Below are 21,979 nucleotides of genomic sequence, written 5' to 3' on the forward strand. Positions count from 1 at the left end.
TCATCAATAGTTAATCATATGTCTGTCGCTTATACCGCAGTTTTAACCACACCTCCATCTGCCCTTAATGCCGCTCCATTGGTTGCCGATGATAATGGGCTGGCAATATACGCCACGAGGTTGGCCACTTCTTCAGGCTCGGTAAAGCGTTGGATGAGGGATGTAGGGCGTATTTCGGCGAAAAATTGCTTTTTCACCTGTTCTTCAGTGGTATTGCCATTTTTGGCCATTGCTTCAATAAAACCGCCTACGCCTTCAGATAGCGTTGGGCCGGGTAATACGGTGTTCACAGTAACGTTTGTGCCTTTGGTTAGCTCGGCTAATCCACGTGATACGGCCAGTTGGGCGGTTTTAGTAGTGCCATACTGGATCATCTCGGCAGGTATCTGTAAGGCAGATTCACTCGAGATAAAAATAATACGACCCCAGTTTTGATCCAGCATTTTTGGAAAGTATGCCCGCGATAAACGCACACCGCTCAATACATTCACTTCAAAAAAGCGCATCCAGTCTTCATCAGTTATCGCCGCGAATTCCTTCGGCTCAAATATGGCTACATTATTTACAAGTATGTCTATTTGCGGCAACTGTTTAATGAGCGCGTCTATCTCATCGGCCTTGCTGAAGTCGGCGGTTATACCGGTTACTTTTTGGCTGTTTGTTTCAGCTTTTATCTCGGCAATAGCTTTGTCTACGCGTTGTTGGGTACGTCCATTTACAATCACTTCCGCACCTTCAGCCGCCAGTTTTTTGGCGATGGCGAGGCCTATACCCGCGGTCGAACCGCTTATTAATGCTTTCTTGCTAGTCAGTTGTAAGTCCATAGGATTAAGATGTATTGACAACAAAGCTAACGGGCTTTAGTTTAAGAATAGTCAGGCGGCGGTAAAAAGGGGAGATGGTAACTTACATCATCAAATTAATTCAATATGGAAAAGCCCCTGAATTATGTAACAGATACTCCCGTGTATTGATTATCAGCTGGTATAGGTTGGTCAACGTCAACACGCCAAAATAAAGGCGCCAAAGGAATTGGCGCCTTTATTTATTCCTGCTCATTTAATAACGCTCGCTTCACTTCTTTCGAAGATACCGGCAAGGACTTAAACTGTTGCTGGCGCTCAGCCACCTGCGAAGTTCACATCAAGCTGCGAGTCAATACGCACCGCCCATGCGAACGGGCCTGCCGGATCTTTTTGGGATGGGCTCGTGCAAACTATCTGTTATAAATTGCCGGATCGTTTCTGCACCGATCAATACTGAATTAGCCCGGCTGAAGCGGGCAATATTAATGCCGGCAAAATGGTTCTGTGCGTCAAAAACGGGCCCTCCACATTCCTCTGGACGCAAGATGATATCAGTGCTGTAGACCGCCTGGAATCCATCGCGACGCTGACTTCTGCCGCCGATAAAGTGGTCGGCCGGATGATCATGAAGCATTTGGGGAGGATAAATGAGTACTATATTTTTAAGTAACGTTTGAGAACCTCTTTGCAGTTTGAGTAGGAGTGTATCTCCCGGCCAATGACTGGACAATGAGTCATTCAAGCCAGGAATTATGTCTCCAATCCGGATATCCTGCTGCGCCGCCGGAGAGCCGGGACGAACAAAATAAATTCTTTCCGGAATGCTGCCATGAACTGGCGTAGCACCCAGAAAAGCTGCACTGGTAGTTTTGTGCAGTTCAAGCGGGCCGCCACTAAGTATTCCTGTCACTATTGAATCTATTACGGGGGCAAACAACACATCACCGGGATGAGGATAATTAACTCGTTTAATTTTTAAGCCCTTAAGTCTTTGTGACGGGCGAATTAATACGAGGTCATGTGCCTTATCACGCGCTATGATGACACCCTGCTTACCGTAAATAAAAACCGAATCGCCAACCATAGAGCTTTTCGAAACCACCACCGATTGGATTACAGTAGCAAGCACTGTTTGTGTTTGACCGTTTATCCGGCTTGTTAGCCTGACACAGGTCCCGGTGTAGTTTCCGGCTTTTGGCCAGGTAAAACTGGTAGTTTCCTGCTGCCTCTGCACGGTATCCGCCATTTCTGGCCAGCTTCGATAAACAACGGGCTTTTGAAGTGCAGACCAATATTTTTGATACAAATTAACCGGCACATCATAATTCGCTGATTCAGATTTTTCGATCGCGCTATGCAACCCTATGAGCTCACCGTTTAAATTAAAGAGAGGACCACCGGAGTCACCTGGTTCCATCAAGGCTGTTGAGTGGATAAATCCGCGGTTGTTTAACGGCTCTATAATCTTGCCCAAACGAATAGTTGGCTGTACCTGGTCGAGACTTTCAGGATAAGCAATACTTATACATGGGTCTCCCAAATGAATGTCAGCCAAACTTATCACAACTCCGGACCGGGCTTTACCTTTCAGAATCTTCATGAGCGCCACATCGGGCCGTGTCCTGTCTTCTAACAGTTCAATTTTTCCAAGTGCCTGTGCAATAGCTTCCTCGCCATCAGGAAAAAAAATCTTATAAGTACTGCCTGGCGTAACAACATGAGCTGCTGTGAGAATAAAGTTATCTTCTACCACTACGCCACTAAACTGCGCACTGGTGCGTTGCTGCTGTAAAGTATCGAAACCCCACATACGAACACAAGCAGGCATGGCCTTAGCTATGATTGGTTTAAGATCCTGCGCTGTTGCAAAATGCGTAGGTATGAAACAGCACAGGATCAGTAGAGTACATCTGTACATTTTAATTTTTAAAAAGTTCCGCCAGTTTCTTATTGAGGTCTTCCCCACGCAGATTTGTGTTAATAAGTTTGCCATCGCGGTCTACCAGGAATGTTGCGGGTATAGCCGAAACACCATAAAGACGGGCAACGCTATTGTTGTTACCATTCAAGTCGCTAACCTGCGGCCATGTCATACCTTCCTGTTGCAATGCCTTCAGCCATTTGTCGCGGCTGCTGTCAAGCGATATTGACAGTATCTCGAACCCTTTATCTTTGTACATTTTATACTGACTTAGCAGATTTGGGATTTCCTGGCGGCAAGGCGAACACCAGCTGGCCCAGAAATCGACCAGAACGATTTTACCTTTATAATCGGCTAATGATAACTGTTTGCCAGCGGGGTTAACTTGTGTAAAAACAGGGGCCGGACCACCGATTTTTAAACGGTAATGTGCATCAATAAATTCTTTGATGGTTTTACCGTTATCAGTTGCCTGGATCGCCGGGCTGAAAGTTTTGAACACCTGCTCGGCTACTGTGACCGTTTTATCATTAGATGCAGTGCCGAACAGAGCTACCGGTGCGAAGAAAGAATCGGGATGCGTTTTGGCAAACTCAAGATTTTTGTGTTGGAAATCGGCAACCATTTTATAATGGTGACGGGCCACCTGGTTAGTGAATGCTGTATCATTCGCCAACTCGGGCGCTGCCGCAATTTCAGCATTAGAAATACGATCGATATCCCAGGGCATCGGTCCCACCGCTTTTACGTAAGCCGAATATTCATCATATGTTTTAGAACCGCTCATCTGCGCGTTTGCCAAAGAGTCTTTAGAAGCTATATTAAGCGTTTCATTTGAAAAATTAAAGTAAAGGACATCGCCACCATGGGTGGCAATTTCCCGGCCGGCACCTTTGTGATCAAGTGCAAGCCGTACTGAACTGTATGGATTCATCCGGCCTGTGAAATGAAAAACGCCGTTAGCCAACGTGGTCGAATCTTCATGTCCCTTGCCGTCCGTCATAAAGCTCAAATAAACTTTCTGACCGTTGAGATTACCAATATGCCCATTAATAGTAAATTGGTTAGTTTGGCCGACGGCGTTCAACGCAGCCATGCTTAAAATTAAGTTTAATAGTTTTTTCATTTCTTTTATATTAGTAGTGCATCAGGTCAACAGGTACGTTATACTTTTTTAAGATCGAAAGTGCAATCCTGTTAATTTTATTTATTTATTGAATTTCTTTTTGGGTATCCGTTTAAGTCGCCGGCAGCCGGATTGTTGGGTGCCATTTTACCGTCAGCATAAGTATGATAGCAAACGAGATACATTGAATTCTTAAGGCCCTCATTATCACTATCAGCGGGTTCGGTTTTATAGCAGGCGATGGTTAATGTCATGGCGGAGCCAACAACACAAGAGCTTTTATGCTGTTGGTTAATCTTTTCATATGGTTTTGATAGGTTAGTTTTTTATCTGATCACTATATCTATTGGTTCGCCAGGTATGCCGCTTATTGTTTTGGTGATGTTACCGGTTTTAGAAACACTTATATCAAGTGTATAAACTGCCCCGCTTGCACCAACAGTAAGGGTGTTATCATCCAAACTAATCTTGATCATTGATATCTTTTTACCGCCAAAGTCCGCGTCAAGCTGCCTTATATCCTCATTGATAGGGTTATAGCGGTAAATTCTCCCTTTTGATGAAAAGTAGAACACATTTAAGCTGTTCACCACCCATTTGGTATCGTCATCAATTAACGCGCTGCCTTTAAACGTGCGTTTGCCCAGGCTTTTAAACATCCTGTCATCGCCAATAGGGTAACTAAAGCTTAGTTCGGTTATGGTGCTTGTTGCGGTTTTAAAGAAAGCGTAAGAAAGGCCTCCTTCTGTAGGTTTCATGAACAATAAATTATCGTACCCCACATTTTTAGGATCAAAACCGGTGCTCGCCGGATCAGTTTGGTAATTGGTGCCTGAATAAGTACCATCGGCGCCAAAGGTGATAAACGCTTTTCCCTTAAGGTTGTAACCAATAAAAAACGAACTGCCATGAGTAAAGTATTTCGACATGGTATAATCACCGCTTTGTTCGTTGGCAAATTTGCCGTAGTCGTCAGCAAACGGAGCTGTTGATGATACACCTACATACAACTTACCATTGATAACTCCTGTTGGCACTGTTCCCATTTGTAAAGGCCCTAAAAATGGTTCCAGGTAACCTGTATTGATGACAGCCGGAGGCGAGAAGAACTGCGATGCAAAATCCTTGCGCTTTAATAATGTGCTGGCGTCAAGCACCACCCCACTTTTATTAGGGTCGTTGCTTAATACCCAATATTCCTCCTTGGTGTTGGGTTGGTATTGCAGTGGTTTTGAATAGTACAGCTCAACCGGATTTATTGGCAAATCATCATTATTAAGCGATTTGTAGATATTGACCAACACCGTTTTATCGGGCTTCACAAATGATAATTTAGTAACCCCATTATCGTTACTCAGCACCAAAGTACCCGCAGAAAACTGGGTTGTGCCTGTAATTTTGAAAGGGAATGTATAAAATAAGCCGTTCCGCTTATCGGTAATGGTAAGTTTGCAGTCACGGCTGCCGGGGCCTAAATTATAGACCATTTTCAAAGGGTAGCCTTTATAAACTGCCTCACGCAGTTCTTCCTGCACGGTAATATGCCATTCAAAATCAAGGTCCTTAAACGGATCAGCGCCAGCCAAAGTAACCTTTGGGTTTATAGTGAGGGTATCGCCCAGCAGGGCTGCAAACGTGGCGTTATTAATACCGGAAACTACCGGCTCTGAAGGTGGCGAGTATACATAATTGCCCAGGTCTTTTTTACACGAAGTATAAAATACCGTTATGAGCGCCAATATAGCTATCGATTTAAATTTCATGACCTAAGTGTTTAATTGATAATAACCTGTTGTCCATTTTCATCAACAAAAAAGTACTTGCCTGCCTGTACGTAATACTTGAGGTAAAACTTCTTACCGGGCGAAGAAGAATTATAGAAATCAAAATCCTTACTGCCGTCAGCCCGCCTGGTAAGTACATAACCTTTTTCGGGGTATCTTGCTACCCAGGCAAATGGGTCATTAATAAAGGTCCTTACGTTATCAATGTAATACAGTGCACGCGGGATCTGGAGAAAAGCATTCGGTTTTGACATGTCAACCAGATCGGTAGTGCCAGAAGAGATCAGGAACAACTGGTGTTTTATCCTGCTATAGGTACCCAGGTTACCCATCCAGTAGATCCACCAGGCCGGTTGTTCCAGGCGCGACGAGTAACGGATAGACCTTTCCCGTAATGCCTCCGGGAGCGATGAGTTAAAATCCTGCCCGCCCGAAACAAGAATGGTAAGCATTACCGATTTATTTGCAAGTTCCGGGTCGCTGTTTTTGATGATTACCGGCACCTTTACCGTGCCCGAATCAGCAGGCATAGTGTATGATGGCTTAAGGGCTTCATAATGCAACCCTGCTTTGGCGCTGGTAGCCATATCAACTACAGTTACCGCAAACTTCCTCTCAGTTTTTGATCTTTGCCCCGAAATAATTACCGGCACCCAAATGGTATCCTGAGCCAGGGTTGGGTTATAAGCAAAAGAATAAGTTAATACAGATGTATCCTGGTTGCCGTCTTTATCCTTATAGTTCAGGTAAATATTATCTCTGGAGCCATACGTAAGTAATTGGTCTTTTTTGCAGCCAAAAAGAACTGCAATGACCACTAAAACATAAAATGTATTTCTTTTCATTGTTATAAATGGTATGAGATCAATTATTATAAGCTGTTTCGTCGTTGGGGACCGGGAACACATAAATACTGTTTGATGCCGGATAGATCTGGCCACTGGCTGCCACTATATCAAGGTTTAACCGTTTATACATATAAAATATCTGGCTCTCACCGTAAAACTCTTTACGGGCTTCTTTAACCAGCTCATTCATAAAGGCAGATTTACCTAATGTGCCCGGCAATAAGTCGATAATACCTCTGTGGGTACGTACAGTATTTAAATACTCGGTGGCTTTTGTGGGATTGCTATCATAACTTGCTTCTGCAGCTATATAATATGCTTCTGTTAAACGGAAAGCCGGCGCCATAAGCGGATGCAGGTTTACCTGTGGCGAGCTGTTAACCAAATATTTAACCAGGTAGCTGCGGTTTGGGGTTACATCGGTAGCGGTAAAAAACCATTGCCTGTAGCGCCAATCCTCTGCACCAACGGTGCTTTTTTCATAGATGTTATCTAACTGCAACGGTGTTGGCTGATACTGTGCAGTGTTGGCCGCGCTGAACAGTTTCACGAGTGCATCGTCGTCGTTAGCCTGGGGCGCGTACCAGCCAAATACCAACTCGTTGTAAAATATCCTGTCTTTTTGCTCAACCTTATTATTAAAAGCGTCATCCTTTTGTGTCCAGGGAAATTTATTGGCGCTTATTATATCATTAGCGTTTGACAGCGCGTTCTGATAATCATTTTTGTATAGGTAAACCCTTGCGAGTTCGCCGCATACCGCGTAATAATTCAGCCTGTGCCTGCGATTTTGCAAAAACAAAGTATTGCTTGTAGTTTCTGTTTGCTTCAATCCTGTGTAGCCATTGGGATAGATTTTATTAGGATATCCAACAATATAACCTGCCGAAGTAATGGGGTCTGTGTTGCTTAGCAACGTGCGGGCATTACGCAAATCAATGAGAGCATAGTTAATTACATCCTCTACTGATGAAAAAGGTGTGCTTTTAATACTTACAGTAGTTACATAAGGTATGCCTTTAGCCTTTGGGTTATTTTTATACGAAGCGCCAAACATGCGCAAAAGATCAAAATGCAAGTATGCGCGCAGGGCAAGTGCCTCGCCTTTAATAATAGCGTAGTTATTACCCGAAAACACGGCCTTTTGCTTATCTATTACCTGCAGTATCTCATTGCAGTTTCCGATAGCATTGTACACCGACGACCAGATCTGGCTGTTTTTATCTTTCAAGATATCTTGCTTGTATTGAAATGACGCGATCTTCTGAAAATCGGTATTAGAGAACGAATAGTTTTGCGCCATGATATCAAGGTTGCTGAACGTAAGGTTTCCTGCATACAGGTCTACCTTTGTGCACCTGGAATAAACGCCATTTAAAGCCTCTTCAAAACCATCTTCGCTGCTAAACAGCTGCTCTTTATCCACATCAGATTCTGGCTTTACATCCAAAAACTTTTTACATGATGTAAACATCAGCAACGGAATTATAAAAATTAAATATCTCTTCATGGTTATGTGTTAAAATGAACCCAATAATGAAAATGTTAAGCTGCGGGCAAAGGGATAGTTGATACCCCGTTCTGCCTGAATAGTTGAAGCCCTGAAAATATCGTTTGCAGTGGCTGCCAGCCTCAGATTTTGAAGTCCCAAACGGCGAATGGCATTTGGCTTAAAATCATATGACAGGTAAAGCGACTGCAGTTCGATCAGGTTATCTTTTTGTATAAACCGGGATGATACGTAGGTATCGGTGAGGTCGGTAATGTTTTTGAAAAACGTGTGGTCGCCCGGTTGTTTCCACCTTTGCTCCAATACCCGGCTATCAACATTAAAGCGCGGATCGGCATTTTCAACCCTGTCAATAAGAGTTTGATTATAGGCCTGGCCTCCAAAACGGTAGTGGAAGCTAAAGCTCAGCATAAACCTTTTATATGATACCGTACTGCCAAAAAAGCCTTCGGCTTTTGGGGTAGTATTACCTACAGCCTGTACGTCTTTAACATCCCACTCATAGGTTAGGGTTCCATCTTTTTTCACCAGGATCTCTTTACCGTTCTCAGGATCAATACCCAATGATTTTACTGCATAAATGGTATTCAATGATTTTCCTTCAACGTACCGGGTTAACGGGGTTGAAAAAGCATCTTTGGTTTTATCAGTTTGGAAGTTATCTATTTTGCTGTTAAATGCCTTCAACGCGTCAGATATGCTGACTATTTTGTTAACGTTATGAGCAAGGTTACCGGTCAGGTTTATGTTCCAGTCGTCGGTATGGAAAACCTGTGCTACGAGGTAAAGCTCATAACCTTTGTTTGACATATCACCAAGGTTGTCTTTATAGGTATTGAAGCCAGTTGATGGCGCGAGGTTAATATCGGTGATTAATCCCTTGGTAAGTTTGTAGTAGTATCTTGGCGAGATAACAATCCTGTCTTTAAACAAACCGATGTCCATCCCCACATCAGATGTACGGGTTTTTTGCCACTCCAGGTTGCTGTTACCATAGCCTAATATAGTAGCGCCAATACCTGTGGAATACCAGTGTTGTGTATCATACAGGTAGATTGAACGTGATTGGTACGCCGGGAAGCTGATAGAACCAAGGGTAGCAATACTTCCCTTAAGACGCAACTGGCTTATTACATTTGAACCCCGAAAAAAGCTTTCCTTATGAATGTTCCAACCGATACCTAACGAGCCGAAAGGAGCATAACGCCTGTCGGCGCCAAAGGCCGACGAACCATCAACCCTTACCGATGCATCTAACAGATATTTGTTTTGGAACGCGTAGTTACCTGAAAAGAAAGCGCCGGCTGTTCTTGACCTTGTTACATCACCATAAGGGCCTGAGTTTTCTTTATAAATACGGGCAAAGCCTATGTTGGAGAACCTGTCGTTTGAAAAACCCTGTGCCGAAAACGATTTAATATCGGTCTTTGAAGCCAATATATTGGCACCTAAAACAAGGTTAAAGTAATGGTCACCAAGTTGCTTGTTGTAACTGATGGTTAAGTTTCCGTCAAGATTGAGGCTGCCGTTTGTGCCGTAATCATAAGTACCTTTGTTGTTTGCCTTATCCGGAGCAAAATTGTAAAAAACATTGCTTAATGGTGATACGTATTTATCAGATGTTGCATTGGTTTTGTTTACACTCATTAATGCCCTCAAACGCAAACTTTTTGATAATTTATAATCGACCGAAAACGACTCAAGGATCTCGGTATATGCCAATTTATTAAAGCTGCTCAGGTTGGCCTCGTACAACGGGTTAAAAACATTTTCGGTAATGTATTGATCATTGCCGATACCACCGGTGTTTATGCGCCAGTTAGCCAGTTCCTGTACCAATCTGCCTGTGCTGTCCCTTAAAGGGAAATATGGGTTGGCATTTACATAGGTCGAAAAATCGCCATAAGGAGAGTTGGCCTGGTTAACCTGCGTAATTGTCAAATCATTCCTGATGATAAGCTTTGAGCTTGGATTATAGGTAAAATTTACGCCTCCGCTATAACGGGTATTATCCGGGCCTTTCATAACCCCAGGTTGAGTCTGGTAACGCAAATCGATACCGTATCTGAATGACTGATCGCCACCCTGGGCGTACACCGAATGCTTTTGCTGATAAGCGTTTCTTAAAGGTTGTGACAACCAATAGGTATTAACGCCGCTCGCTACATTTTTTAAACGAGTGAACAACTGTGCATCAAGGTCATCCTGTTTAGTATCACCGCTGGTAGATGTTTGGGTATCATATAAACCAACCAGTTGTTCATAAGCTATCTTTTGTTTTGCGTTAAGCACGTGATAGTCGGATAGATCGGGGCCGTTAAAAGTAAGCTCATAATTGTATGATAACTGCAACTTTCCGGCAACCGGAGCCTTGGTAGTAATAACCATTACGCCGTTGGCCGCCCTTGAACCATAAACGGCTGTAGCAGCACCATCTTTTAATAATGTAACCGATTCGATGCGGTTAATATCAAGGTCAACCACCTTTTGAAGTGTTACTTCAAAGCCATCAAGGATAAAGGCCGGCAGGTTATAATTGCTTGACAGGTTGTTACGGTCAAGTATATTATCACTGATGGAAGGGATAGCTGTGGCGCCCCTTACGTTTATCTTTGGCAGCTTGTTTGGATCCGAACCGATAAAGTTATTGTCAAGCACTTTAAATGACGGATCAAACGAGGCTATGCTTTTGAGCAAATTTTGCGGGTTATTACGCTTTAAATCGGCGCCGCTTACGGTAATGGCATTACCTGTATAATTATCCTTTTTGATAATCTGGTAACCGGTTACCACAATGTCTTTAATGTTATTAATATCAGGCAAAAGCTTCACTACAATCGATTGGCTTGTTACCACCTTAATTTCCGCCGATTTGTAGCCCATAAAAGAGAATATTAACGTTTGCCCTGCATCTGCCTGTACATTAAACTCGCCTTTATCATTGGTTTGGCCTATTACCCCCTTGCCTCCTTTAATTGCAATATTTACACCCGGTAAGGTGGTTTTACTCACCGAATCTAAAACACGGCCACTTACAGGAACCTTGTTCATGGTGGCAAACGTTGCCGGCCGCGGTTCGGGTATTTTATTTTGAATTACAATGGTTTTAGATACGATCGTAAAACTCAGATCAAAGTCTTTAAGACACGCGTTTAGCACATCAACAAGCTGCATGTCATGAAAATCGGCATCAACTGTTTTGTCTTTTATATTCACTTTTTCGCTGTAAAAAAACAAATAGCCGGTTTGTTGCTTTATTTCCTTAAAAACCGATTCGAGGCTTTTATTTTTTCCGGATATGGTTACCGTTTGAGAATAACTTGCAGCGGATAAGTGCAACGCGCCAACAAGCAACAGTATAGTGGTGAGTTTCAATACTAATAAGAATTTGCACTTTACCCTCCGTATTATGCATCCGGCGTTGTAAAGAAAAGTTAATTTCATATTTTTGAATAAGATTGGGTTAATAACCATGCAGCCCAGGGCTTCGACATCTTGTGCTGCTGACCTATTTTAAACCGGAAGCGGTGAGAGGCTTCCGGTTAATTTTTGGCCTGTTAATATGAGGTGTGTCTGAGATTTAGCGTAGTTGTTTATCCATTAAGTTTTGTTTTAGTGATTAGCATTTAGTTTGTTTAGTTGTAAGTATAAAGTTTAGGGTTAAATTATTTACCATAGGATACTTTCACTGTTTTGCCCTGCACCGCAAACCTCATGTTGTTAAGCTCCAGAATCCTGAAAACGTCGGTCAGATTACTACTCCTTGAAATTTCACCAAAAAATTTCTCCGTCGGCATATCACCTTCATAAACCACATCAATATTATACCAGCGGCTTACCTGGCGCATAACCCCGCGGATATCCTCATTTGCAAATGAGAATACGCCGTTTTTCCAGGCTACTTCTTTGTCAAGGTTTACCTGTTGTTTAGTAATATCACCATTACCTGCGCGGTTTATTACAGCCTGCTCACCCGGAACAATAAGTATTGAGTTTGTTGCCGATGTTACCTTTACCGAACCTTCCAGCAGTGTGGTTTTAACCAATGCTTCATCTGCATAGGCGTTTATATTAAAATGCGTACCCAGCACCTCAATAGTTTGCAACGCCGATTTTACCCTGAATGGCATTGCTTTATTTTTTGTTACTTCAAAATAGCCTTCGCCGCTGAGTGTTACTTGGCGTTCTATTCCTTTAAATACGGTTGGATAAGTTATTGATGAAGCCGCGTTGAGCCACACGTTGGTACCATCGGGCAGGATGATCTTATACTGACCTCCTTTCGGTGTAGTAACCGTGTTTTGAACGGCTTGCTCCCGCATTGTTGCATCGGCCTGGTAAACGATCTGCCCATCTGCTGTTTTGGTAATCTTTACCCCGGCCTGTTTAGCTATTTGTCCGTTGGTAGCATCATCAAGCGATATGGTTGTCCCATTGGCTAAAGTGAGCGTTGCCTTGTTAGTTCCGGGCACTATACCTTTATAAGTATTTGCCGCAGAATTGTTTGCCTTATGAGTGTCACGAACAAAAAAATAAGTACCAACCGAAAGAAACAACAGAATTGAGGCTGCTACGGCATACCTGATCCAGCCAGATCCTGAAGGTATTGTAACCGGCTTTTTTGTGTATTGTGCTATCCTCTCGTCAACGTTTGCTTTAATAGCATCTTTAAGGTGTAAATAGTCGGCCTCGTTCTCATCGGTAATGAGATCATCGTTTAAATCAAACAGATTATAATACGACTCCAGGAATTTAATTTCTTCCTGAGTAGCATTACCCAACCTGTATTTTGTTAGTATTTGTATGAAATATTGTTTGTTCGGCTCGTCCATTTACATCCTTATATATACATGAGTCGGCAAAATGAAAATAGCCCATGTTAATTAAAAATATTTTTAATGTTTTATTTAAAATAATGCACGTTTAAAGTCAAATTGATAAAATATCAATAATTAATCGTTAATATTGATAAAAATAACGCATTCTTATTAAAGAAAAAACGTTTTATCAACCTCTTTGATAAAAATAAAGCAATACATGGAGTAAGAAAAGTGATTTACGAAGTGTAGCAAGCGCCTTCCCCATCTGGTTACGAACTGTTTTTGGCGAAACCTGCAACTGATCGGCAATTTGCTGGCTTGAGAGGCCTTCATTAAAGCGTAAATTGAATATAAGGCGTTGTTGAGGCGGTAAAGTATCTACAAGCTCATTAAAAGCTTTCAAAAATTCATCATGAAGTACATTGGCATCTGCACGCCCCAAAGGGCTTTCAATTTCCTGGGCAGTTTCGGGCAGCGCTGCATAGCGCGATTCCTTTTCCATGTATTTGAAAACACCGTTACGAGCTGCAACCAGCAGGTATGCCGGTAAGTTTTCAATGGGCGATTTTGACCCACGTACCCATAACTGCACAAATACATCCTGGGCAATATCCTGCGCACGCTCAATATCATTTAGCCTTTTGTAAGCGGCGTTGTAAACCTGTTTCCAGTATTTATTATATAAAGTATCAAAAGCGGGCTTATCGCCCTGGCTCAAAAGCAATAACAGCTTAGCATCATCAGCTATATATAAATTTTCGGGGGCCATGTGTTTTTAAGTATTCCCTTTAATATATCACGTTAATTACGCAAACATCATGGTGGATTAATGTTCAGTTTAAATATGCTAACCCAAATATATAATTTTATCGGTTAAGCTGGCAGCATCGTTGCGCTTTGGCTTGATAAACATCAACCCCAATTGCAAAATCGAACATGGACTGTATCGAAAGCGAACATCTTTTCAAGCTGTTTTTTTATAAGGTGCTAATTTTCAGGCAATTTTAAAAAAGGCATAAGCATTGCAAATTAATCAGTGTGCATAACGTTTCGTGATATACCCTGTTTTAATCAACGCTAACGCGTTACTAATTAAATTTGATGATTCGGAATTACTTAAAAATCGCCTGGCGCAATGTTGTTGCCAATAAACTTTTTACTTCACTAAATATTCTGGGCCTTGCAACGGGGATCTGTGTTTGTATTACACTGTTTGCCGGCGTTACCTATGAACTGAGTTTTGACCGTAGTTATCAGAACGCCGGAAACATTTACCGGGTAAATATGAAAACTACAGGCCAATTTAACTATCAGGTTTGGGCTCAGCTACCCAATTCCGTTGGCCCCGCCATTGTTCAAAGTATCCCTCAGGTTAAAAGCATGACCCGGCTTGTTAAGCATGATTTTGGAGCTAAGGTTTCGCTTAAAACCGATGATAAAAATTTTATTGAGAAAGGTTTGTACCTCGCAGATTCAACGGTATTTAACATTTTCAATATGAAGTTTGTTGAGGGCAATGCGCGTACTGCTTTTTCGCAGCCCAAGTCCATTGTGCTTTCACAATCTGCTAAAAAAAGGCTTTATGGTAGCGAGCCCGCTTTTGGCAAACTTATTTATGTTAATAACCGGGACACCTTGCATGTAGCAGGTGTTTATGCTGATTTGCCGGCTAACAGTACAATAGATTGCGACATGATATATAATATCATGGATTCGTGGATGGGCCAGACTGTTTATTGGAGTAACGCAAGCTATGAAACTTATTGCCTGGTGCAACCCGGAGCAAACGTTGAACGGGTGCAAGCAGCAGCTACTGCACTTATTGATAAAAATGTGACTAAAGGGAACAAATATTTTACTCAATTTATATTTCAGCCATTAACTGACATTCATCTTTACTCGGCTGGTATACGGGAAGGATATTCGGGAAAGATTGGCAATATCAGCACGGTGAAAACATTGGTATTTTTATCGCTGCTGGTATTAATAATCGCCTGTATCAACTACATGAACCTCGCGACGGCGCGTTCTCAGAAACGTGCGAAAAGTGTGGGAGTTAATAAGGTTTTAGGGGCAAACAGTAACCATTTGCTGGCACTTTTTTATACCGAAACCGCCTTGATTTCATGGATATCAATATTGATTGGTTATTGCCTTGTTTTTGTTGTAAGGCCAATATTTCAAAATGTTACCGGTATTGAGCTGACCACTTCAGCATTGTTTGCACCCCCCATTTTATTCGGGCTGATTTCAATCTGGATTTTAGTAACGTTGATAGCCGGTAGTTACCCCGCGTTTTCCTTGTCCCGAATATCGCCGTTAGTATTAATGAACAAGCTAAAATTAAAATATTCTTTGGCTGATTTTATTCGTAAAACGCTGGTGGTATTTCAATTTGCATCTTCAGTTGTCTTAATCATCTCGGTAATAATCATAATTCAGCAAATGCAATACGTCAGAAATCGCGATCTGGGGTTCAATCCAAATGGCGTGGTGACGGTGAATATCAAAGCGGCTCAAAATGAGCAACAGGTAGCTGCGTTAATGGACGACATCCGGAGCGTGCCGGGTGTTGAAAGTTTTTCCGCCGTTCAGTCCATTCCCGGCGACGTGGAAAGTGGTAGAAGCGTTAAGAAGTTTGCTAATGACAAAGATGGCATGCCGGTAAAAACCTGTCATACCGATGGTTCAATTATAAAGACAATGCAGTTAAAATTGCTTGCAGGCACTTCGCTTCCTCCAAGAATAGCAAAAGGAGATAGCACTTGTTATGTATTGATCAATGAGGCTGTTTTGAAATATCTTGGCTTCAAATCACCTCAGGACGCGGTAGGTAAATACATTGCCACCGAGATGGTCAACAAATCGATAATAAGTGGTGTGGTTAAGGATTTTAATTATCAATCGTTAAAAAGTGAGATCGGTGGATATGTATATTATGAAATGAATGGAGCACCGGAATCTTTAAGAACATTGTTGATCCGATATAACACCAAAGATCTGTCGCATTTTATGCAGCAGTTACAGGCCCGGTTTAATGAGAACATGCCCAGCTCGAGCTTTGATTACGAATTCCTGGATAGCCATATTCAAAGCCTATATACATCCGAACAGCATGCTGTTAAAACCGCTACCGTATTTTCACTGCTGGCCATATTCGTAGCCTGCCTCGGATTATTTGGGCTGGCCGCATTCATTGCAGAGCAGCGGACAAAAGAAATTGGTATTCGTAAGGTGCTTGGCGCAAGCGTTTCGGGAATTACAAGTTTATTATCGCAGGACTTTTTAAAATTAGTATTGGTAGCCATACTCATCGCTTCACCGGTAGCCGGGTACCTTATGAATAAATGGTTGATGGCATTTAGTTATCGCATTGATATCAACGCATGGGCATTTGTGCTTGCAGGTACGATAGCGGTGGCTTTGGCATTGCTGACCATAGGTTCACACGCCATCAATGCTGCTACCGCCAATCCGGTTAAAAGTTTGAGAAGTGAATAATAAAAGATGTTGCTTGAGTTTTTAAGCCAAAAAAAGCCGTCTCAAGTATAGTGAGGCGGCTTTTTTTAGGAATAGGTTAAATTTTAATAGCCCGGATTCTGGTAAGCGGCTTTATCTGCCGGGCTCATGACCATCGCATCAATCTGGCCCTGGGGAATGGGGCGCAAATACAAATGGGCATCTATTGTTCTTGTTACTTTCGTTGGTGTGTGATCGCCGAAATTGGTTCCCGATATGGTATACGAACCGGCAAGTTCCGCCCATTTTTGGGTTCGTACCAGATCAAACCATCGTCCGCCTTCGGCGTACAATTCGCGCGAGCGCTCTGCCAGTACATAATTGATATCGATAACGGCAGGGGTGGCGTCGGTCATAGCCTGGCTGTCGTCTTCAACCTTGGCAACGTTGCCATTATTACTAAATCTCCATTTTCCGGCCCTGGCGCGAAGAACGTTTATTAATTCACGTGCCGATTTACCTCCTTTAGTAGTAGCGCCTTTTACTGCTGCTTCGGCCGCGATGAGGTAAAGCTCCGAAAATTTGGCAACCGGATATGGCCTCGTGCTTCCCGCGTTCGGCTGGCCGAGGCCGCCGGCATTATCGGTGCGGTAAGGTCCGAGTTTCCAAAGGCCGGGATAAATGATCCTGCTGATATCGCCTGGGTTTACTACAAAATCCGCTCTTCCCGGTAATACGCCGGCTCCTACGTTGCCATTTGCTTTTGCATATACTACGTTAGGGTCATCGTTATTAAGAAAGCTCAGGACAGCGTCGCCCGGAGCAATGGGCAATCCGTTCGCATTAACCAGTGTTTTCGTTGTTATACCTGCTTTCGGCCAGTTTCCGCGATACACAGTTGTAAATGTACCATCGTACCTGGAATCGTTCACTTTATCGGCAAACGTGTTTTTAAGCACCTCGATCGTCGGCGCCATACGCACCCACGGACGGCCAAGGTGCTGTTCGGCCTCACGCTGAACAGAGTTGGTACCGGAGCTCTGGATATTTGGATAGTTCCAGGTCATCATCCAGCCGGCGAAGTTGTCAGGCGCGCCACCGCTGCCGTAGGTTAGGCTGCTGCCGTTATATTTTTCACTGGTTTGCGTGTGGTCAGCATATAATATGATCTCGTTGTTGCGGTCATTTGATCCGAGATTGACATCATAAAAAGTTGGCTGTAAACCAAATGCTCCGGGGTTTTCAATAGCGGTTGTTGATATATCATAAGCGCTTTGAAAATACCATTGGGCGTTGTGCCCGTCCGGATCGGTCCTGTTAGCGGCAGGGTAGGTAGGGATGTTGCCCGGATTCTGAAGCCACCATGCATAAGTAAGGTATGCTTTTGATAAATAGAACCGTGCTGTTGTTTTTGTGAGTCCACCGGTTACACGACCAACATCCGGCAGTTCGTTGATGGCCTGGAGTAAATCGGGGAATATCGCTTTGGTATAAACTTCAGGTACCGTGTTACGTTTCGATGTCCTGATGGGTGAGGTGTTGAACTTTAAAACACCGGCTCCAAGATCAAGCGGTACCCCGCCATAGGTTTGCACCAGCAGGAAATAATCAAATGCGCGAAAGAAACGAGCCTCGGCAATCAAAGCATTTGACAGGCCGGCGGCAGTGGCATTTTCAATCACACCACTTGCGGTGTTGATATTGGGGAATGCCTCGCTCCAGATAACGCTCGTAGGATAGCTGGTGGACTGGATGATACCGACGCCGGAACAGTCCATATCCTTAAAATTACCGTCAGCACTTTGTCCCCAGGTAGCTTCATCGGTACCTGTAACACCCGAGTTGTAATAATAAGCTTGTCCGTATATGTTACGGAGGTGCGCGTACATCGCTGTCAGGCCGCCGTTAACACCGTCCGTGGTTTTAAAATAATCGGGGGTGAAGCTGCTGCGGGGCTGTTCATCCAGAACTTTTTTGCATCCTGCCAGGGAGATCACTAAACATAGTGAGCAGCTGATGATGCTTTTTATTGTTAAAGTTTTCATATTTTTCTTCTTAAAAGGTCATACTCATTCCAAAAACATAGTTGCGGGTCGAAGGCGAGTTGGTGCCGATGGTCAGGAACCTTCTTTGTGCCTGGGAAAGCGGCACGGCTGCATTTTCGTTACCATAAGAGTTTGTCTCCGGATCCATGCCGGACAGCTTGTGATATGGAGAGAAGAATACAAACGGGTTCTGAACAGTGAAATAGGTCCGCAATTTCATGTTGGCATGCTTTGACAACAGCTTGCTGAAGTCGTACCCGAGGCTCATGCTACGGATTTTCAGGTATGAGGCGTCAAAATATCCGAGTGTGCTACCGTATTTAGGATTGTCACCGCTGGTAATACCTCCTGGTTTTGGAAACTGAGCGCCCGTATTTTCCGGTGTCCAATAGTCAACTTTCACGTTATTGCTACGGCCTGTCAGTAAATCCAGGTAACCACCTGAGCCATATAAGCTACTGATCAGCACGCCGCCGTTTTTATAGGCACCGACGATATTCAGATCGAATCCTTTGTAGGCAATCCGGGTATTGAAACCTCCCTGGAACTTAGGGTCCACGTCGATAATTTGCCTGTCATCCGGTCCGATAGCCCTTGTGGGCTGACCGTTCGCGTTGTAAGGCCCAGTATAAAGTACCTTGATCATGCCAACATTACCGCCCGGTTCCAGGATATTCAGGTTAGGGTCGCCTGTCTGCCAGATACCAATCTTTTTGTAATCAAAAATAGAGTTGATGTTGTGGCCTACAAACCATGAGTTGCCCTCATCCCTGGTTTGGCCTGAGGCTAATGCCACCAGCTTGTTACGGTTGCCATAGATGTTGATGCCAAAATCCCATGTCAAACCATCCTTGTTAATGATATTGGCAGTCAAGCTTAACTCAAGGCCTTTGTTCTGGGTTCTTCCAATATTGGCTACGTAACTGCCTACACCAGACGTTGGAGGTAATCCTACGCTCAGTAAAATATCTTTGGTCTGCGTTGTATAATATTCGAGTGTACCGGATAAACGGTGTTTGAACAATGAGAAATCCAAACCGTAATTCCAGGTTTCAGAATATTCCCAACCCAGGGCAGCATTTGGCAACTGGCTTACATAATAGCCGTTTTGATAGTTGGAGTCTCCAAAGTTATAGTAACGTGTAGTTAAAGCGCCCAGGGTTTGGTACGCGTTTACCGCCTGATTAGAGGTTTGGCCATAACCTAAACGTAATTTCAGGTTGTCTACAAAAGTCACGCCTTTCATAAACGATTCATTCATCATATTCCATCCAACTGATACCGCCGGGTAGGTATGCCATTTATGCCCTGGCGCTAAAACGGAAGAGGCGTCTGAACGAACGGTAGCTGAAATCAGATATCGGTCATCGTAAGAATACATAACACGGCCCATGTACGACATTAAACCGGTCAGGTAATAATTACCATCGTTTATTTTGATCTCGCCGGTAGACTGACCTAAGTTATAGAATTGAAAAGCACTGGCGGGGATGCCCCTTGCTGACATAGACGAGCTGTTGAACCGGGTTTGCTCAGAAGAATACAATGCAACTACATTTATATTGTGCTTTTGAGCGAAGGTGCGATCGTAGGTTAACAGGTTTTCAAGCGCCCAGTGATATTGCGCAGAATTACTTACACCAGCGGTTGAAGGGGTGTTAGCGGTCGAGCTATTTACGCCTGTACCGGTGTAATTACCATTGTTGCTTTGTATATAATCTAAGCCGAGGTTGACCCGGTATTTCAGGCCTTCAACCCATGGGATTTTTACTTCGCCATACATAGAGTTATAGGTCGCATAGCCACGGGTTTCGTTCAGCCACTGATCATGCAGGCTGTTCACAATCCCTTTGGTCAATACAAAGCTTTCGGTCAAAGGCATTTTTATTGTTCTTTTCAATGAACCGTCAGCATTGTATGGATTAGCGATCGGCGTAAAGCTGAGAACGCCGCCAACGCCGACCTGACTGCCTTCTGTCAGGTTGTAATTGTTATTGGAGGTGAAGCCTACTTTAAAATACTTGCCAACATTTTGGTCAACCGAACCACGTATAGAATAACGGGTATATTGCTGGGTTGGAATAAGTCCTTCGTTTTTGTAGTAGCCGCCGCCAAAATTATAACTGCCGGTCTGGCTTCCGCCAGAAACGCCCACATCATTGCTCCAAACTCTGCCTGTGCGGTAGAATAATTTTTGCCAGTCGATATTGACATCGTCTTTTTCATCAGCACCGTTAGTATAAAGGCCCGCGGCTTTACGCATCGCCACGAACTCGGGGCCATTCATCATTGGGTAGCGGGCAAAGAGGGTCTGGGTGCCATAATAACCATTGTAGGTTATTTTGGCCGAGCCACCAACCTGCCCTCTGTTAGTGGTTATCAAAATAACGCCGTTTGCGCCACGAGAACCGTAAATTGCGGTAGCCGATGCATCTTTTAAGATGTCAACGCTTTTAACGTCGTTTGGATTAATATCCGCGATAGACCCGGTGAAAGGAATTCCATCCAGTACGATCAGGGGATTGTTACTCGCTGTTAACGAGCGCTGGCCGCGGATGAGGATCTGCATTGTTGCGCCGGGTTGGGTAGAAGTTTGAGAAACTTCAACGCCTGGCAATCGTCCCTGTATCGCCTGGCTCACGTTTGCTGTGGGGATGTCACGCAGTTTATCGCCATTGATGGACGAAACGGACCCGGTAACTGCTTCCCGTCTTTGCGTACCATAACCGATAACAACTACATCAGCAAGGCTTTTGCTGCTTGTATTCATGTGTACTGTGATGGGGGCCAGGCCTTTGATCAGTATTTCCTGATCGTCATATCCAACGAAGCTTACTTTGAGTATATTCTCTCCCGTTGGTATGTTAATGGTAAATTCTCCATTTACGGCGGTAACTGCGGTAGCGTTACCGGTTTTTGCCCGTACACTGGCTCCTGGTAAAGGCTGGTTTTTTTCATCGAGTACTTTACCGGTAATTCGCTTGGTCTGTGCCAGCACTGTAAAACTCATGCTCAGACAAAAAAAGAACAAGACGGCGAATTTCAAATGTCTAATTGGTATTGATCTTTTCATAATATATGATTGAAGGTTTATTATTGTTTCTCTTTAGAGATTGCCGGACCTTGTACGGTTCTCATCGGTGGTATTTAACTGGGGTCTCTGATGGTTATCTTCATAATAGGGGGTTAATTGGTTTTATATTTTTCAATAATTGGGTTGCCGGTTAGTGATCTATCATTCTTCTTATCCATCTTATTAAGCATCCTTAGCGCCCTGCAAATTTTTGCAGATAGTATTAGACATGATCATTTCCGCAACCGCACTTGCACTGCCAGCTTACGTTACCCTTTTTTATGCAATCGATTGCAAGATTGGATCAACGGAAACACTCAAATGATCGCAGCTTAATTAAAATGACTTTAGGTTTTATTTATGCCTGGCTCAAACAACGAATTTTGCTTTAAAATCCGTGACTAAGATCAGTCGTTTGGCATCTTTATTATATAATGAATTGCTAAAATGCTACTACAAATGTTTAGCGGCCAACAGGAAAATTCAACTTCCTATTGATTCAGAAGTTGATTAACTTTTTAATTATCAGAATTTTATATCATAATGTCGGTAGTATAAATGTAAATTCAGTATTGTTTCCGTTTTGA

General features: G+C 43.3%; 12 protein-coding genes. 1 reads left to right on the forward strand and 11 read right to left on the reverse strand.

Annotated features, from left to right (window positions below; all coding sequences use genetic code 11):
• Nucleotides 1–29: 29 nt before the first annotated feature.
• The 9 genes from J2W55_RS00065 to J2W55_RS00105 all read right to left on the reverse strand — a co-directional run bounded on the left by J2W55_RS00065 (nt 30) and on the right by J2W55_RS00105 (nt 13,584).
• Nucleotides 30–824 carry an SDR family NAD(P)-dependent oxidoreductase gene (locus J2W55_RS00065; RefSeq protein WP_310090540.1) on the reverse strand — a complete coding sequence of 265 codons (795 nt, stop codon included), beginning with the start codon at nt 822–824 and terminating at the stop codon, nt 30–32.
• 331 nt (nt 825–1,155) lie between these two features.
• Complete coding sequence (locus J2W55_RS00070; RefSeq protein WP_310090542.1) at nt 1,156–2,799, reverse strand: trypsin-like peptidase domain-containing protein; 1,644 nt, start codon at nt 2,797–2,799, stop codon at nt 1,156–1,158.
• Nucleotides 2,726–3,853: a redoxin domain-containing protein gene (locus J2W55_RS00075; RefSeq protein WP_310090544.1), complete on the reverse strand. Its 1,128-nt coding sequence runs from the start codon at nt 3,851–3,853 to the stop codon at nt 2,726–2,728. The genes J2W55_RS00070 and J2W55_RS00075 overlap by 74 nt, the downstream gene beginning before the upstream one ends.
• A gap of 326 nt (nt 3,854–4,179) precedes the next feature.
• A complete protein-coding gene (locus J2W55_RS00080) occupies nt 4,180–5,616 on the reverse strand; it encodes a PKD-like family lipoprotein (protein WP_310090546.1) in 1,437 nt (478 codons plus the stop codon).
• A gap of 11 nt (nt 5,617–5,627) precedes the next feature.
• Nucleotides 5,628–6,482, reverse strand: coding sequence for a DUF4843 domain-containing protein (locus tag J2W55_RS00085; RefSeq protein ID WP_310090548.1), 855 nt, complete (start codon nt 6,480–6,482; stop codon nt 5,628–5,630).
• A 19-nt stretch (nt 6,483–6,501) separates the two neighbouring features.
• Entirely contained in the window at nt 6,502–7,995 is a 1,494-nt protein-coding gene (locus J2W55_RS00090) for a RagB/SusD family nutrient uptake outer membrane protein (protein WP_310090549.1), read from the reverse strand.
• A 9-nt stretch (nt 7,996–8,004) separates the two neighbouring features.
• The gene (locus tag J2W55_RS00095; protein WP_310090551.1) at nt 8,005–11,370 is read right to left on the reverse strand and encodes a SusC/RagA family TonB-linked outer membrane protein; all 3,366 of its coding nucleotides are present in this window, start codon (nt 11,368–11,370) and stop codon (nt 8,005–8,007) included.
• A gap of 290 nt (nt 11,371–11,660) precedes the next feature.
• On the reverse strand, nt 11,661–12,827 hold the full coding sequence (locus J2W55_RS00100) for a FecR family protein (protein ID WP_310090553.1): 1,167 nt from the start codon (nt 12,825–12,827) through the stop codon (nt 11,661–11,663).
• Between the two features lie 175 nt (nt 12,828–13,002).
• Complete coding sequence (locus tag J2W55_RS00105; RefSeq protein ID WP_310090555.1) at nt 13,003–13,584, reverse strand: RNA polymerase sigma factor; 582 nt, start codon at nt 13,582–13,584, stop codon at nt 13,003–13,005.
• A gap of 332 nt (nt 13,585–13,916) precedes the next feature.
• Between J2W55_RS00105 and J2W55_RS00110 the strand changes: the two genes are divergently transcribed.
• Nucleotides 13,917–16,316: an ABC transporter permease gene (locus J2W55_RS00110; protein ID WP_310090556.1), complete on the forward strand. Its 2,400-nt coding sequence runs from the start codon at nt 13,917–13,919 to the stop codon at nt 16,314–16,316.
• 83 nt (nt 16,317–16,399) lie between these two features.
• Here J2W55_RS00110 and J2W55_RS00115 read toward each other — a convergent pair whose 3' ends face one another.
• Together J2W55_RS00115 and J2W55_RS00120 are read right to left on the reverse strand one after the other, a co-directional pair.
• Nucleotides 16,400–18,319 carry a RagB/SusD family nutrient uptake outer membrane protein gene (locus tag J2W55_RS00115; protein ID WP_310090558.1) on the reverse strand — a complete coding sequence of 640 codons (1,920 nt, stop codon included), beginning with the start codon at nt 18,317–18,319 and terminating at the stop codon, nt 16,400–16,402.
• Nucleotides 18,320–18,329: 10 nt separating this feature from the next.
• Complete coding sequence (locus tag J2W55_RS00120; RefSeq protein WP_310090561.1) at nt 18,330–21,329, reverse strand: SusC/RagA family TonB-linked outer membrane protein; 3,000 nt, start codon at nt 21,327–21,329, stop codon at nt 18,330–18,332.
• Between the last annotated feature and the right edge of the window lie 650 nt (nt 21,330–21,979).

The sequence above is a fragment of the Mucilaginibacter pocheonensis genome, assembly GCF_031456535.1.
In the GTDB taxonomy this organism is placed as follows: Bacteria; Bacteroidota; Bacteroidia; order Sphingobacteriales; family Sphingobacteriaceae; genus Mucilaginibacter; species Mucilaginibacter pocheonensis.